Origin of the sequence: Actinobacillus suis ATCC 33415 (assembly GCF_000739435.1) — a bacterium.
Taxonomy (GTDB): domain Bacteria; phylum Pseudomonadota; class Gammaproteobacteria; order Enterobacterales; family Pasteurellaceae; genus Actinobacillus; species Actinobacillus suis.
Map to the genome: position 1 here is coordinate 2210996 of NZ_CP009159.1, position 16061 is coordinate 2227056.

The 16061-nt window shown below is 39.4% G+C and carries 15 protein-coding genes and 2 pseudogenes; 2 read left to right on the forward strand and 15 right to left on the reverse strand.

The features are described 5' to 3' along the window. Positions 1 to 31: 31 nt before the first annotated feature. The 10 genes and pseudogenes from ASU1_RS10275 to yiaK all read right to left on the reverse strand — a co-directional run. Positions 32 to 406: pseudogene (locus tag ASU1_RS10275) on the reverse strand (SMP-30/gluconolactonase/LRE family protein); the annotation flags it as partial. Positions 407 to 780: 374 nt separating this feature from the next. Next, entirely contained in the window at positions 781 to 963 is a 183-nt protein-coding gene (locus ASU1_RS10280) for a hypothetical protein (protein ID WP_005598897.1), read from the reverse strand. A 254-nt stretch (positions 964 to 1217) separates the two neighbouring features. Beyond that, positions 1218 to 1292 (reverse strand): hypothetical protein, encoded by a 75-nt coding sequence (locus tag ASU1_RS12130; protein ID WP_414973569.1) that lies wholly within the window; start codon positions 1290 to 1292, stop codon positions 1218 to 1220. 164 nt (positions 1293 to 1456) lie between these two features. Further along, positions 1457 to 4264, reverse strand: coding sequence for a lactoferrin/transferrin family TonB-dependent receptor (locus ASU1_RS10285; protein ID WP_015674295.1), 2808 nt, complete (start codon positions 4262 to 4264; stop codon positions 1457 to 1459). Between the two features lie 13 nt (positions 4265 to 4277). Then, positions 4278 to 6068 carry a transferrin-binding protein-like solute binding protein gene (locus ASU1_RS10290; protein WP_015674296.1) on the reverse strand — a complete coding sequence of 597 codons (1791 nt, stop codon included), beginning with the start codon at positions 6066 to 6068 and terminating at the stop codon, positions 4278 to 4280. Between the two features lie 27 nt (positions 6069 to 6095). After that, positions 6096 to 6506, reverse strand: coding sequence for an ExbD/TolR family protein (locus tag ASU1_RS10295; protein ID WP_005598906.1), 411 nt, complete (start codon positions 6504 to 6506; stop codon positions 6096 to 6098). Continuing rightward, positions 6506 to 7174 carry a MotA/TolQ/ExbB proton channel family protein gene (locus ASU1_RS10300; RefSeq protein WP_005602270.1) on the reverse strand — a complete coding sequence of 223 codons (669 nt, stop codon included), beginning with the start codon at positions 7172 to 7174 and terminating at the stop codon, positions 6506 to 6508. Before ASU1_RS10300 ends, ASU1_RS10295 begins: the two co-directional genes overlap by 1 nt. 21 nt (positions 7175 to 7195) lie before the next feature. Beyond that, positions 7196 to 7936, reverse strand: a complete 741-nt coding sequence (locus tag ASU1_RS10305) for an energy transducer TonB (protein ID WP_005598910.1) — start codon at positions 7934 to 7936, stop codon at positions 7196 to 7198. Positions 7937 to 8211: 275 nt separating this feature from the next. Continuing rightward, positions 8212 to 8556: pseudogene (locus tag ASU1_RS10310) on the reverse strand (LysO family transporter); the annotation flags it as partial. A 70-nt stretch (positions 8557 to 8626) separates the two neighbouring features. Further along, the gene (gene yiaK / locus ASU1_RS10315; RefSeq protein WP_015674298.1) at positions 8627 to 9625 is read right to left on the reverse strand and encodes a 3-dehydro-L-gulonate 2-dehydrogenase; all 999 of its coding nucleotides are present in this window, start codon (positions 9623 to 9625) and stop codon (positions 8627 to 8629) included. Positions 9626 to 9854: 229 nt separating this feature from the next. On the opposite strand from yiaK, the gene ASU1_RS10320 reads away from it, so the two are divergent. Then, positions 9855 to 10397: an RBBP9/YdeN family alpha/beta hydrolase gene (locus ASU1_RS10320; RefSeq protein WP_015674299.1), complete on the forward strand. Its 543-nt coding sequence runs from the start codon at positions 9855 to 9857 to the stop codon at positions 10395 to 10397. Between the two features lie 42 nt (positions 10398 to 10439). Here ASU1_RS10320 and ASU1_RS10325 read toward each other — a convergent pair whose 3' ends face one another. From ASU1_RS10325 to lptM, 5 genes are all read right to left on the reverse strand, one after another. Beyond that, positions 10440 to 11039, reverse strand: coding sequence for an NAD(P)-dependent oxidoreductase (locus ASU1_RS10325; RefSeq protein ID WP_015674300.1), 600 nt, complete (start codon positions 11037 to 11039; stop codon positions 10440 to 10442). Beyond that, a complete protein-coding gene (hutW, locus tag ASU1_RS10330) occupies positions 11039 to 12856 on the reverse strand; it encodes a heme anaerobic degradation radical SAM methyltransferase ChuW/HutW (protein ID WP_015674301.1) in 1818 nt (605 codons plus the stop codon). The genes ASU1_RS10325 and hutW overlap by 1 nt, the downstream gene beginning before the upstream one ends. A gap of 157 nt (positions 12857 to 13013) precedes the next feature. Beyond that, positions 13014 to 13631 (reverse strand): glutathione S-transferase family protein, encoded by a 618-nt coding sequence (locus ASU1_RS10335; protein WP_015674302.1) that lies wholly within the window; start codon positions 13629 to 13631, stop codon positions 13014 to 13016. A gap of 54 nt (positions 13632 to 13685) precedes the next feature. Beyond that, entirely contained in the window at positions 13686 to 14936 is a 1251-nt protein-coding gene (gene lysA, locus ASU1_RS10340) for a diaminopimelate decarboxylase (protein ID WP_015674303.1), read from the reverse strand. Positions 14937 to 15062: 126 nt separating this feature from the next. Beyond that, on the reverse strand, positions 15063 to 15176 hold the full coding sequence (gene lptM, locus ASU1_RS11840) for an LPS translocon maturation chaperone LptM (protein WP_015674304.1): 114 nt from the start codon (positions 15174 to 15176) through the stop codon (positions 15063 to 15065). A 641-nt stretch (positions 15177 to 15817) separates the two neighbouring features. On the opposite strand from lptM, the gene ASU1_RS10350 reads away from it, so the two are divergent. Further along, positions 15818 to 15997: a hypothetical protein gene (locus tag ASU1_RS10350; protein WP_039195556.1), complete on the forward strand. Its 180-nt coding sequence runs from the start codon at positions 15818 to 15820 to the stop codon at positions 15995 to 15997. Positions 15998 to 16061 lie beyond the last annotated feature (64 nt).

The following is a 16061-nucleotide window of genomic DNA, read 5'->3' on the forward strand; positions in this document are numbered from 1 at the left end:
CGAAAAAATAACCGCTTGTAGGACGAAATGGTTTGCCTTCGTTGTCGGACAAAATGCCGTACGGCGGATCGGTAAACCAGATTGTGCCGTCCGATTTGACCACCACATCATTCGGCGAGTTAAGCCGGTTACCGTGCTCGCAGGTAATCAGGTTGTCGTTGGCATCAAAGGCATTGCCGTTGGAAAAGTGCGACGGCTGGCGGAAAATTTGCGTGCCGGTTTCGGCTGTCCAGCGGTACATCGTGCAGCCTTTCACATCGCTGAAATAGAGTGCCTGTTGAGCCTTGCTCCAAGCTGGGCTTTCTGCCCAGATGGCTTTATCAAAAAGTTCTTCGATTTCAAAAGTGTTGCCGACCAACTCTGCAAAACGTGGGTCGGAGATTTGGGGGATAAATTTCTTGCTCATTTTTTATACTGAACTCCGTTTTTGATTCTGCCAAATCGAAGAAATTATTTCATTTTTCATTACAAGCGGTCAGATCTTGCAAAAAATTGCAGTATTATGTAGCAATTGCACAAAACCCAAAATGCAATCTTAACCGCAGTAAAATTTTTGATGCTCTTAACTCTAAAAACAGAGCTAAATCGTTATTGGCGACATTACAAAAGAAATCCTAATTGCAAATAATCAACCGAATACCCCAGTAAATCGGACTTATGTCAAGAATGTTCATGCTGCAATGGATAGGCTACTCAAGAAAGGTATTGTAGAACGACAATCAGATAAAGCACATAAAGAGGCTTTATGGCGATTAAAAACCGAAAAATAGTGGCTATGCTCTACGCAACAATCTCTTTTAAGCGCCACTGAATTACCTTAACTAACGGTTTTTCTTGCAATTTCTGCCACTCAACAATTCCTTTCCCTTGCAACCGTCTTAATGCATGTGAAAAGCCAGTCGCAATCGAATGATGTTGAGATTTATGTGCAATTCTCCCTTCAATTTCAAATGCCTTAAACATTATCTCTTTTACAGACATCCATTGATTTGGGTAATGCTTAGCCTTTTTCACGAAGTATGTTCAATGCGAGTTTATAATAGAGGTCTTTTTCTGTTTTGATGACACGGTGATAAACGACTTTTTAGATAGGTTTGTTGTAAAAGAATAAATTCAGCTTTAGGGGATTTTTTAATATAACATTGAATAGTTCTGATTGAAAATTGACATTTTTCAGCTAATTGTTTATAGGTTTGTTTTCCTATTGTGTAATCAATTCAAATATTTATTGGATTTAATTTCTTTGTGGAAGAAAAGGTTTTATTGCAGGGCGAACAAAGGTATCTCTGAATATTATTTTTCTTTCCATGCTTTTAGATATTGCTCTTAAAGCAAAAAGGACAGTTTTTTGTGCATATTTCAAAAAGCGGGCTTAAAGCCTTGTGCCATAAGGCTCTAGCTCACTTTTTACAACACTTTTGTCTACTATGCCTTTTAGAAACTAAGGTACTCTAAATTAGAATTTCATTTCGAATGAAACAACATAATTTCTACCCGGAGCCGCATATCTTGCGTAATCTTTCACATTAGTGTGCTGGTGAATAGCGTTAAGCGAAGATTGACGTACGGATTCCCAAGTGGTGTAACGGTAATTCATCAGATTATATACACCAGCTCGTACCGTTGTATGTTTCCAAGGGGTGATATATCCCGTTAAGTCAAAGGTATGCCAAGAACGTGTTCTTTTCTTCGTGGCAGTTCGCTCATAATTGGCAAAACCGACTTGTTCATTACCTCTTAACTCATCTGGATTTTTTCCACTGGAGTGTGTCATTGTTAGATTCACGCCCCATTTTTCATCTGGCTGATCGTACCCCACTCCTACAACATAGCGAGCAGGCTGAATGGTATCTAACAATGGAGAACGAATATTCATATACCCTTGATAGTTTTTCACCTCTTTTACTCGCATTTTGCTATAAGCCAATGTTGTGTAAATGCCCTCAGGAATTTTATCAAATACCCCATTCCAATCTAGCTTACCAATAAGATTAATGCCGTCCAATTTAATATCTTGCACATTAAAATAGTTAATCATTGATTGAGTTTGATGCATTCTTTCTGCTGGAGCAATTAACTGCTTATAGTCATTTTTGAAATAACTGACTTCAACGACACCAAAATCACCTTTGAAAGTCGCAGCAACCTCTTGGTTTAAGGATTTTTCAGGAGATAACTTCTCTGTTTTTTGGTAAGCATCGCTGGAGCCTTTCATTGCACCATCATAACGTAAGCCAAATAGCTCTTGGAAACTTGGCACTCTAAAGCCAGATGATGCTCGATAAGAGAGCGATAGGAATGACGTTGGTTTTGCGACTATGCCAATATTCCACGCACTGTTTTTATAATCGCCTTGATTTGCCCAGCGATGAGTGCTACGGAATTTATGCTTATCGAAACGGTAACCCAAACCAATATCCAAATACTTGGTTATGGCAAAATTATCTCTCAGAGCGATGTAGTGATTATGCCCTTTGATTTTACTTGTAGCACAATCAGCCCTACCTGCAATAGTGCCACTATAATCACATTCATTTTTACTATAAATTGCCTGATCTTTTAGCTCATACACATAAGGATTATTGTAAGATCCATTTCGATAGCCAATGTCTCTAACAAGCCCCCAACTCCCTACAGAAAATTCACTCAAAATTTCGTGGCGTTTTAAGGTGGAATTGAAACGGTCTGAACCTAATAACATATTTAATTGATGTTTACCCAATCCCGTTTGTACGGTTTTATCTAACGAGAGCTGAATAGTGTCGTGTTTTTCTTCATAAGAACTTTGCTCATTTTTAGTAGAAGACCAAAGTTTATCAAGAGTTGCACGGCAATTCTTATCTATGGTTGGATATTCCGAACAGTTGTTTTCTCTCAAGCGGGTAGATAAATTAATTTTTTGCTGATCGAAACTCAAGGATAGTCTATCAATCAGACGATTTCCATCTTGATTAGTATAACGATATAAAGCACCTAAGCGATCACGAGTGTGCCACTCGTCAATAAAACGAGCTTTTGCCCAACGTAAACCTTTTGAGGATTTCACACCATCTTCCGTAAAGTAGTCAATAGCAACACCATCTAAAGCATTATCACGATATAATCCTTTAGCATTATTCATTGGATACCAATTTCTACCAGTTCTAAGTAAATCCGATGGTTGCCAATAAGCGGTATAGGTCATATCTCGGGTGTCGTAACGCTGTTTGCTATGTTCATAAGTACCAGCGACATAATGTTTCGGAGAGAATGTGTATCCCAATTTAACCAGCCAAGAATCAGATTTATATTTAAGCGGATCAGGTAAAGCTCTATATTCACCAGTGTAATCCTGAGCATTTAGACGCTCTGTAATATGTTTTTGGTTCTCATAAGCCTGTTTTTCCTCAGGAGTATATTCAGGGTAAGAACGGAAAGATGGCGTATCTTTTGTCACCCTAGCCATCTGTTTCGGCGTACAATCTAACGTTGGACATTCATCTTTAATCAAAAACCAGCCATAAGTATGTTGATTATTCGTCGTCGCAGTATATCTATTTGAGGTATCAAGCTCGTTGGTTTCCACTCCTACTCGGGTGATATTCTGAGAACGACTCTCTGCATCTTTATGAGCTTTCGTTTCCTTACCATCACGGTGAGTGTAAATCACAAGAGCATCAAAGCCATTGTGAGTACCCGCAAAAGCAAGTGAGTTTAACCATTGTTGATTTTTGCTACTGTAGGCACTTTTGGTATCTAATCCCCAAGATTGCCCTGGCTTAATAATGTCGCTTACCTCTTTGGTACGGAATTGCACCGAACCGCCTAGTGAGCCACTACCAAACTCAGAAGAACTAGCCCCTTTACTAATTTGGATCGAACGCAGATTTTCGTATTCTATTTCATTAATGGCACCGCTTGAGGAACGTGAATATTGGCTTACATAGGATTGAATCTGTGGCAAACCGTCTAATGCCAAGCCCACACGATTACGATCTACCCCGCGAATTGAGTAGCCTGTCGTTGCACCTCTCCCTTGTTCTACGACAGAAATACCGGGGTCGTAACGAGTCAGATCTCGTATTCCTAACACTTGCTCCTTACTAAGAGTATCTGGTGTTTTAACTACTTTCCCTAAGCCTGTGACTTCGTTCTCTTTTTTATGTGCTTTCTTTTTGGTACCTGTGACATAAACATCATTTAATTGTACCGCTTGTTCTGCATAGCTTTGTACGGCAAATAGGCTAAGAAGAGCAAGGCTAATCAGATTTAATTTATTTTTCATAGCAAATTCCTTATTATTTTTCTATTTGTCGTTTTGCACCAAAGACAGCGCCAACACTGCCATTGTCTGATTTATGATGGAATTGTCCGCCAAGTTCTCCAGCGGTTGGACCATAGAAGCCACCATTGACTTTTATATCACTAAATACCGCATTTCCGTGTTGGCTAGAGCCTGCATCTAAAGCAAAGCCACTATCAGAGGTTTTCGCACTGCCGATAAAGCCATTACCATTAATTGTCGCATCTACGGTAAATACAGGATTTACACCGCCTTTATCAAATAACTTACCGTTTACTTTTTTATCACTAAAATTAACATCAAATTCAGTGCGATAGCCCGATTCTCGATTATTATCTGCTTCCGCTATCCAGTTCGTCCCTTTAGATACGAGTGCATCCCAAGTTCCAACATACTTATAGTTACCTCCTGCGGGCATTTTATCCGTTGCAGTACGTTCACCTTGTAGGAATAAACTATTATCTTTAACTTGTTGTTTGCCCTCTTTTTGCCACAATTGACCAAATTTCATATATTCCAGATTACTACAGCAAGCTACGGCTACCATTGTTTTGCCGTTGATTTCAACCGTTTTACTATTTTTAAAATTGACACCTGCTAGATCTATTTTTTGTCCATCAATAATTAAAACAGAGGCATCACCAAAATTGTTGAGTTCTTTAGCATTAAATTGGGTTAAATCAATTTTAGTTGCATCAATGATTCGTTCTGTGGTCGTCTCGCCGTTTTCACTTTTAGCTGCAAATACTGCAAAGAGAGATTTATTATTTGTGAAAAATTTCCCTGCCATTTCTTCAGCTTTAGGACCATAGAATCCCCCTTCAAGATAATTTGAATCAGTAAAGATCGGATCACCTGCTTTTTCTGCTTTGGCTTTTCCTCTAAAACGGTTGCCTGTTATATCAGCTTCAATGCTATAGCGTTTCGTTACTTCTTGCGCTTTATTTCTGTTGATATAACCATTACGATATAAACTACCTGTCAATTTTTTGTTATCAAAATCTACTGCAAATTCACTAGAATGAGCTACCCCTTTAACTTCATTATCACCTAGTTTTTCACCAACTTTATGATCTCGATTGACATTATCCGAAATAGATGTAGCTGCAACATTTTTACCATTACCAGCATCACTAAATCCACTTAACTCGTAGCTTGTTTTAACATCGCTGGTGAAATCCCAAGTACCTTTATAGGTAACTTTATTTCCTTTAGGGAGTTCTTTTGACGGGCTTGTCCCTAAATAGTAAATGTAACCATCGATCCCATTTTTAAAAATATAGGGTACACCATTCTTATTTTTTACTATTTCACTATAAGATTCATCGAAAACATAGCCTGAACGCACATATTGTAAATTTCGTTTTTTGTCCTCCTGTTTACCATCGTGAGAGTGATAAATTAAACCACTCGTTGTTTTATCGTTTAACTCTTTCAAGTGAGGAATTTCATCTATATTTTCATTCCAAATCGCCATAATTTGTGCTTCAGATAATTCATCAGTTGTATCAGGTGTTGCTTTTCGATTTCCTTCTTTATCAAATAAAGCTCTATTCCGGCGAGGTATCTTTGCCTCAACTCCCAAAGTAGGCTCCATCAACTTATCTAATTCTTCCTTTGTCTTTTTCTTCGTTTCCTCATCTTGATAAGAGGTTGTTGCTTTTTCTGCTTTTGCAGTTTGATTTGGCCGAACATCTTCTAAATCAAAACCTCCTTTTCCGCCAGAACAAGCGACAAGAAACAGCGAAGTAAACGCTAACGCATAGGGATTAAGTTTAAAATGCATATTGCCTCCAATATAAAATTTCTGCTTTTATTTACTAGGTTGAGTCACAAAGCCTATTTTCGTTAGCCCGACGTTTTGAGCTAATTCAAGGACTTTCACGATATGTTGATATTCCACGGAAATATCCGCAGAAATAGCAATAACGGTATTTTTATTTTCCTGAAATTTTGTCAGAAAAGATTGTTTTAATTCTTCTTCATTCACTAGCTTCTCGCCTAAATAAATGCCCGTAGGATTAATCGCCACTCTGAAGATATCTTTTGGCTCATCTTTTTTCTCAATACTGGAGGTTGGTAATTCAAGTGGAATAGATTGGGTTAATATTGGCATTGTGATCATAAAAACAATTAATAACACCAACATTACATCAACTAATGGCGTAACATTAATTTCTGACATTACCGAATTTTCATTTTTATCAAAACTTCCAAATGCCATTATTTATTTTCTCCATAGTGATGTAATAAATAGATAAATAACTCGTTTGCGTAATGATCTAAATCTTGAGAAAGATTACGGTTAAGGCGAGCAATTAAGTTATAAGCAAGTACTGCCGGAATTGCGACAAATAGTCCCATTGCTGTTGCAACTAATGCTTCTCCTATAGGTGCAGATACAGTTGCGATACTGACTTGTCCTTGCTGACTGATGTCCATAAGTGCATTAAAAATTCCCCAGACCGTTCCAAATAACCCAATGAACGGTGCAACCGCACCAATAGAAGCAAGTGCAACTAAACCACCATCATATTTACGAAGGGACTGTGTTATTGCATTTCGTAAATGTAAGGTTAAAAAATCTTTAAAAGGAAGTTGATGAGATAAATTATATTTCCCATTTAATTGATAAAGTTCGCATTGTTTAAAAGTGGTTTGCAAAATTTCAGAAATATCAGACCGCTTATTTTGAGTGTATTTCTTTGCTTGATTCATATTTTCATCAGATTTAATAAGATTAAATGTTACCTGATTGTTTTTCTTTACTCCGATTATTTTAATTAATCTTATTAAAATAATACTCCAAGATAAAATACTCATAAAAACTAATATGAAGAAAGATACCGAGAGTACAATATCTTGTTGTTTGATAAGTTCTGTTAAATTCATAAATTAATTTCCTCAAATAATTTAGGCTGCTGCACCACATTTAAAATGAATATTGAAAGTTACACTGCCTACAATAGTATTCCCATTAATTTTTGCCGGTTGATACGTATGTCCTGTTGCCATTCTGCTAGCTTGGTTATCTAGGCGTTTGATGCCTGAAGAAGATAAAATTTCAACATTGATTGCTTTGCCGTTTGCTCCAATAGTAACTTTCAATTTCACACTACCGACATCATCAGATTCATCTGAAATATCAGAGCAACGCCCTCGCATTGCATTGCCATAACCAGCACCAAGGGAGGCATCGACTTTGGCATTTCCATAGGTTGATTTGCTTCCATTTATACCATTTGGATTTCCTTGTTGGATCGGCTGCTGAGTACGACTGCTTTTGTTTGTTGGAGAAACATCTTTCTTTGTCTCATGTTTTTTCATGATCTTTTCAGGCGCTTTTTTTACTTCCTTTGAGGGAGGCTTTTTTTTAGGAACTGCTAATTTGGGGGCTAAGTTTGACTGAGTTACATCTTTTACTGTAGTATTTAAAAATTCTTCAGGTGGTTCTGCTATTTTAGGTTTTAAGGGTGTATTTACCGTAAGGGACTCTTCAACACCTAAATTAACTTCTATCATGTGTAAATTTTTTAGTCCTCCAAAGAGAGCAAGATTTTTGTCCCAGGAAAATCGTGAGATTGAATATGCTACTCCTAGATGGATCAGACTTACAGCCAAGATGATAAAAAAATGATAAAAACTTCTTTTCATATCTCTATTTTTACTTGCATCTTAAGTTAATGAAAATCATTATCGTTTATTTTAAATTGAAAATTGTAAGATTTGCAAATGTTTTTTGCTTTTTATGTAAATAATGTTTGTTCGGGCTAGATTTGAGGTATTGTGAGCTGTGTGATTAATGGCTATAGCGAAGAGTATCAGTTAGGTTAGTTAGGGTTTTATGATCTAATTACGTTAGCGTAAGATTCAATAAGCAGTCTGTTTTTGTAAAATTTCCACAAAAACAGATCGCTTGAGCGTATTTGTTATGTTAATCCAATAAAAAATGCTAATAAAATTGGCACGACTAAGTTGATGATAAAGCCAAAGCTGATGGCTAATGGCACAACTTGAATACTACCTGACTTTTGGATAATCGGCAACGTTGCATCTAATGCGGTTGCGCCACCGAGTCCAACAGCGGTCGATGGAAAGTAGCGCATAAAAAATGGGATGGCAAATAAACAGAAAATTTCACGAGACAGTTCGTTAAAAAATGCAATGCTGCCGTACATTGGTCCTCAGGCATCATAAACTAATACGCTTGAAAGAGAGTACCAACCAAAGCCAGAGGCAAAGGTTTTAATTATCGACAAATCTAATACACAAGCACAAACGTTGTCCCCCATACGAGCCATGTGGGGTTTACGCATTCCTCAGAGGCTCCGCCTCTGTCCTAAATTATAGCGACTGTAATTTAGCCCATACGGTGTCATCTACCGGAATACCATTTGCTTTGTTATCCGCCAGAATTTGGGTAAATTCGTGGCCCGGTAAACGTACAGCCACTTCTGGGTCTGCACGCTCTGCGGTGCGAACGTAATCCATAATACGGTTAAGTTTTTCGTCTTTGGTTTTGCCGTCAATCAGTCTATCGACTTCAATTGCAATAAACACCTGGGAAACGCAGTATTCGTCATCTTTATCTTCGGTAACCGCAGCGGTGGATTCACCGTTAGAAAGCAGGGTTGCGATCATATCTAACACAATCGATAAGCCCGAACCTTTCCAGAAGCCCATTGGCATTAAGTGGCGGTTTTTCTCCACGGTTGCCGGATCACGAGTTGGGTTACCGTCATCATCAAAACCCGCATCAACAAAGGTTTGGCGACCGGCTAAGCGGTGCACTTCGAGCATTCCGTAGGAGTACATTGAGCAAGACATATCGACCATGGTAATTGGCGTAGTTGGCACTGCAACAATTAACGGGTTAGTTCCGATACGGTACTCTTTCTCCCCCCAAGGTGGCATAACGGCTAAAGCGTTTGTCCAACAGATACCGATATAGCCTTTTTCCGCTGCTTGCCAGCCGTAAGAACCACCACGCATCCAGTGGTTTGCATTACGCAACGCCACCGCACCGATACCGTTTTGTGAAGCGAGTTCCATCGCTCTGTCCATCATTTTTTTCGCAGTGAGGTTACCGATGGCTTGATGAGCGTCCCATTGTTCGATTGCACCCAATGAAAGCACTTTAGTCGGAACGGCTTCCGGTACAATATCACCGTTTTCCAACTGCTGAATAAAACGTGGGAAGCGGTTTACCCCGTGTGAATACGCACCCGCCTGAGTGGTATCGGCAAATACGGTTGCACATTCTTCTGCAATTTCTTCACGTACGTTACGAGCCAATAAAACACGTTTAAATTCAGCTTTTAAATCTTGATAAGAAACTCTCATTGGACACCTCTAATTTATGTCGTTTCAAATAGTAAAATGGTGTTTCATAAGTTACGCTTCGCCACTAAGGAAGTCAATTAAATGAGAAAAATAAAAGTTCTTTATAATCAAGCAGTTATAAAATTTTTTGTCAATTTGTGACAGAGATCTCACTTTCCAAAGTCAATTTTTTGGGCTAAATTAAGTACAAAGCAAACGTTTTCGCAATGACAAGTAAAAAGGATAAATAATGAAAAAAGTATATGTAACTCATGGTTATACGGCGAATCCGAGCCGAAATTGGTTTCCGTGGTTAAAACAAGCATTGGAAAAATTGGGGGTTGAGTGTGAGTGTTTGACAATGCCGGATGCCAATAACCCGAATCCGCAAGCGTGGTTGGAGCATCATAAAAATACGCTTAAATTAAATGAAGAGACGGTGTTGATCGGGCATAGTTTGGGTTGTATTGCGTTACTGAATTATCTGGCGGTAACGCAACAAAAAGTGAATACCGCAATTTTTGTTTCCGGCTTTTATGAAAAATTACCAACTTTGCCGGAGCTGGATACATTTGCAACTTTTTACGCAAATCAGACCGCTTGTTTGCCGACAAAATCTTATGTGATTTCTGCTTTAGATGATGAGATTGTGCCGCATTTATTCAGCGACAGATTGGCGCAATATTTACAAGCGGATTATATTCGTTTGGCGCAGGGCGGGCATTTTATTGATCGAGACGGAATAACCGAATTACCGGTTTTATTAGAACTCTTAAAACAAATTTTGAAATAGGCACAAGCGGGCGGCTTGTGCCAAAGTGAGGAGAGTACGAAGTTAGGCACAGACTGAGAAGATTTTATGGTTTGTGTTTTCACTGTTAAGCACGGACAAGACCGCATTGGCTAATGCTTTACGGCTCATATAACTGCCGGGCAGTTCAGCCGCATTTTCAATTAAACGGAAGGTTTCGCCTTCCGTGGTATTTAGCCCGCACGGACGTAAAATCGTCCAGTTTAGCGAGCTTTCACGCAGTAAGTTTTCCGCCTGTGTTTTTTCTTGTAGCGCTTCACCCAACACTTGTTTTACCGGCTCAGGTAAAAATGCCCATTGTTCACCGCAACCCATACTGGTAATAAAAATAAAACGAGCGGCAGGTGCATATTTCAGCATGGCACGAATAATATTGATATTGCCAGCAGCATCGCTACGTACACCGTCTTTTTTGCCACCGATATAGCTGATCACCACTTTTGGCGAATATTGCTGCATCACAGCTTCACAAGCTTCTAAAGACATCACATCGGCAACCGCTGTTTGGCGATCCGTAAAAAACGGATCTGCCGAAGGTTGGCGCAACACCGAGACGATTGGCTGATCAGCCGCCGCCAGTAATGCGCGTCCGGCTAGGCCGTTGGCTCCAAATAATAAAATCATTATTCACCCTTGATTAATTGACGCATAAAGTCGATTTGGTTTTGACGTAAGTTACGTGCTTCATCACGTCCGACAAAGATTTTAAACATTGCGCCGCCTTGATGGTTAATAAAGTTAAGCGATACGGTATGTTTGCCCATAAACGGACGCTCAAGTAAATAAATCGCCGCACAGTTTTCATAACGTAGGTGGCCGTGTACGCCGCCTTCCTGAGCGTGATCAAAATTGTAAAAACCTCTGCCGATTTGACCGCTTGGTAGCTTGCCGGTGACCTCAACCACCGCATCCGGCGTATGTGCAATAAAGGTCACCGCATCTTCTAGAGTCGCTAATGCTTGCATGATTTCCACAAAACGTGCGCCGTCCGTTTTTGTAACCATTTCCGCCGGTAAGCAACTAATTACTTCTTCTAAGCTGCATTGTTTCATACCGGCAACCATTTCTAAAATTTGTCCCGGATTTTCGGCAAGTGATTGACGTAATTCGCTTAATTGTTCTTCACTTAATTTAACCATGCTGTTCTCCTTTTTATCTTCTGTGGGTAGCGTGAGCATTAATTTGCGGATCAAGGTCGGTGACCAGTATCGACCGCTAATATTCAAGCGAGCGATGCCTTCTTGATCAATGTTTAATAAGGATAATTGCTGCCATTGCATCAGCAATTTCATTGCTTTTGGGTTATGTCTAAATAACTTAATATCCAGATAACCCAGTTCTAAATCGTGTTGCACGACACCAAGCAACGGCTTATTTGCACCGTGTTTACTTAAAAACGATAGTGCTTTCTTATCTGCCGGTGTGTCTAAATAAGTTTGTAGTGTGGAATGTACTTGGAAACTATAACCGCCGAAATTACCGCCTGCACCGGAGCCGAAAGCCAGACACGGCATATTGGATTTAACTAACGTGTTATAACGGTTTCGTTCCCCTCGATTCGGGAAAGCAAAGTGGTTATTACTTACTTGTTGCCAACCGGCTTTTTGTAAATTCTCTACCGCATAGGCGTAATGTTGCGCTTGTACCTCAAAACTTGCGGCAGCAGGCAGAGAACCGTGTTCAATCATTTTATTAATCGGTAAAAACGGATAGTTATTAAACGCATAAATATCCAAACCGGATAACGGCAGGCTACTTGCCACTTGAATATCATTCGCCCAAACTTCATCCGTTTGATTCGGTAAACCGAAAATCAAATCGGCAACGACAACCGCATCCAATTCACACAAGGCTTTGAGGTATTCGTAAGCTTCCTCGCCGCTATGTTTACGTCCTAAACGTTTACGAATTTTTGAGTTAAAGGTTTGAATACCGATTGAAATACGATTCACGCCGGCGGCTACGCAAGCACAAGCCTTTTCAATATCAAAATGACTAATACGACCTTCAATCGTAAATTCGCAATCGTCCGCTAACGGTAAATATTGATAGCACGCTTTGATTAAGCGGACTAAATCTTCGGTATCCAGTGCGGTCGGTGTTCCGCCGCCAAAATAAACCGCTTTGATTTTACCGTTACCTTGGCGGATACTTGCTTCGTACGCTAACTCTTCAATCAGTTTATCGGTATAGATTTTGCTATAGTCTTGTTTCCACGCATTGCGGTAAAAACCACAGAAAATACAATGACTGGCACAAAAAGGAATATGGAAATACGCTAAACCGTCTTCTTTGAGTGCATGAATAGCAGCTTGTCCCCATACGTTCTGCCATTCTTCTTGCGGCACAGCTTCACCACCCCAGATCGGCATTAATGCCTGACGTTCAGGGAATGCTTTTGGAGCAGCTTGGGTTGTCCGCCAATTTGTTGTTGTAATCATAATCACTCTCTCGATCAGTAATAGAAGAAGGGGAGAGTTATACCGAATCTAGTTGTAAATGATATTGATTTTTATCAACTTTTGTCAAGTTAACAGGAATTATTCGCATAAAAAAAGCAGAGTATTTTGCTCTGCTTTTTCACTTACTTATAAAGAGTTAGCCTTTTAAACCTTCGGCAATACGTACCGCATCTACGCCGGCATTTGCTTCTACACGTTGCATAAACGGAGAAAGTTGCTCAAGGTGTGAGAAATCCAATCCTAACAGGCGACACCAATTTAACATGATGTAAAGATACACATCTGCGACCGAAATATTTTCACCGAAGAAAATATGGCTTTCTAAATGCTCATTGGCGGTCGCTAGCTGATTTAAAATCTGTTCTGCCGCTTGCTGACGAATAATACGAGTTAACTCTTCATTACCTTCCGCATAGCTCGGTAAACGGAATAACGGTACAAATGATTTATGTACATCACTATTAAAAAAGGCTAACCAACGAGCCGCTTTCGCTTTATCACGTAAGGTTTTGCTACCGAATAATTTCGCTTCCGGATATTTCTCATCTAAATAGTGCAAAATCGCTTGGTTTTGTGAAAGCGCTAAATCGCCGTCCACTAATAACGGTACTGCACCACGTGGATTCAACGCTAAAAATTCCGCTGATTTAATAAAATCACGGCTCACTAGCTCCGCTTGATATTCCGCACCCGTCCATTCTAATGCAACGTGGGGAACAAATGAGCAAGCACCTTTTAAACAATAAAGTTTCATATCTTTCTCCAAATCAAATATCCTCGACCATGACTAGCCGAGGAAGTAGAAATCTTATGGCAATAATTTCTCTAAACGCCATAAATCCGCAAAACTTGCACGTGCTTTAATTAGGTGTGCTTGATCGCCGTCAACCATAATTTCGACCGCTTGCGGACGTGAATTATAGGTTGAAGACATCGCTGCTCCGTAAGCACCTGCCGAACGCATTGCAATCAGATCACCTTGTTCAATCGCCAATTCTCTACCTTTACCTAAAAAGTCTGAGGTTTCACAAATCGGACCAACTACGTCATAAACCGCTTTTTCACGTACAAGTGATTGATCTACCTCGGTAATTTGCATATAAGCTTCATAAAGCGCCGGACGAATCATATCGTTCATACCGGTATCAACAATCGCGAAATTACGATCTTCATTCGCTTTAAGGTATTCCACTTTAGTGACTAAGATCCCCGCATTTGCCGTGATCGCACGACCCGGCTCTAAAATGATCTCAAGATCTGCATAGCCTTTTAATTTTTCGAGTAATGCTTTGGCATATTCGGTTGGGTGCGGCGGCTCTTCACCGTTATACGGCACGCCTAAACCACCGCCTAAATCCAAGTGATGCAACTCAATACCGTCTTCTTTTAATTGTTCCATTAACACAATCAGGCGATCAGTGGCATCTAAAAACGGTTGTAATTCGGTTAATTGCGAACCGATATGGCAATCCATACCGGTAATTTTCACGTTTGGTAAGCTTTTCGCTAAACGATACACCTCACGTGCTTGAGTTACGCTTACCCCAAATTTATTTTCTTTTAAACCGGTGGAAATATAAGGGTGAGTATGTGCATCCACATCTGGATTTACACGCAATGAAATCGGTGCGATTTTACCTAATTGACCGGCAACTTCATTAATGCGGTGTAGCTCGGCGATTGATTCGATATTAAAGCAACGAATGCCAACTTCTAACGCACGCTGAATTTCACTATGTGACTTTGCCACACCGGAAAATACCACTTTGCTCGGCTCGCCACCTGCAGCAAGCACACGTTCAAGTTCACCTTGCGACACAATATCAAAGCCCGAACCCAGGCGTGCCATTACATTTAATAAAGCAATATTGGAATTGGATTTCACCGCAAAACAAATTAAGTGCGGGTGTGAGCCAAACGCTTTATCAAAAGCGTGCCAGTGGCGCTCAAGTGTGGCACGAGAGTAGATATAAGCCGGTGTACCGTATTGATTAATGATGTCGGAGACAGAAACATCTTCCGCAAAAAGCTGTTGGTTTTTATAGTCGAAATGATTCATTTATTTACTTGTCCGTTGTGTTTGAAAAATAAAACCACGGCAAAATAGCTACACTCGTATTTGCAAAAAATCGGATAAATTTAACCGCTTGTTACACAGGTGCTTCTCAATTGCCGTGGTTAGAAATTATTTTGTTTGCTGTTGAGCCGGTTGCTGCTCAGGAAAATAAAGCGGGCCTTTTACACCACAAGCAGCCAACCCGAACGAAGCAACCAAAGCCACTAAAAGTAATTTTTTCATGATAAATCCTTGAGAGTGAATTGTCTGCTGATTCTAAAACAAATTGCGGTAATGAAAAAGTAAAAAAGCCGTTTCGCCTGTTTTTAAATAATCACCCAATAGCCACGCACGGCAAGCCGTACGTGGTTACGATCAGCCTACGGCTGAGTGAGCCACGCTGTGGCTCCAAATTTCTCTAAGATGGCGCTCGTCTTTGACGAATGTTTTTATTTTCCTTATATATCGACCATTTACCTGAATCTATTGAGAGACCAAAGCTATTCGAAAAATCATAGCTTGTTAATATCTAAAGGAAATCCCCCTCTTTAGTAAAGAGGGGATAGGGGAGATTTGGCAGAATTAAATAACGAAGAAAATAACAGTTTAATATTTAAAAAACGAAAAAATAAATTTGATTAAGATAATGTTAAATTGAGTGGAGTATATAAATATTGAATGGATTTTAAATAAGATTAAATATAAAAGGCTTATTTTAAACAGACAATTTAGACATAATTTCTTATTCTTTGTTCATTAAAAATAGTAATAATGTGGTCTAATTTCAATTATACAAATTAATAATAAAATGAAGTTGCATATTACTTAATCTAAAGTTGTGTGCATTTTAGTCATTGTTGTATTGCTACATTAAGGAGCATTTTATGAAGAAAACATTTTTATCAAAAGCACTTATCGCAATTGCTGCGTGTTCAGTCTTTTTCTCTGCTACTGCTGCAAATGCAGAAGCAGGTAAGTGGAGAAAAACAGGCTTCCACTTTCTCGGATTATATCAATATTGCTATACCGCATATCCTTATGATTGTATGTGGTTACGCCCATAATAAACCCTAATTTTATATAAGAGTATGAATAAAATAAGCGGTCTTATTTTTCCTAAACTTTGCA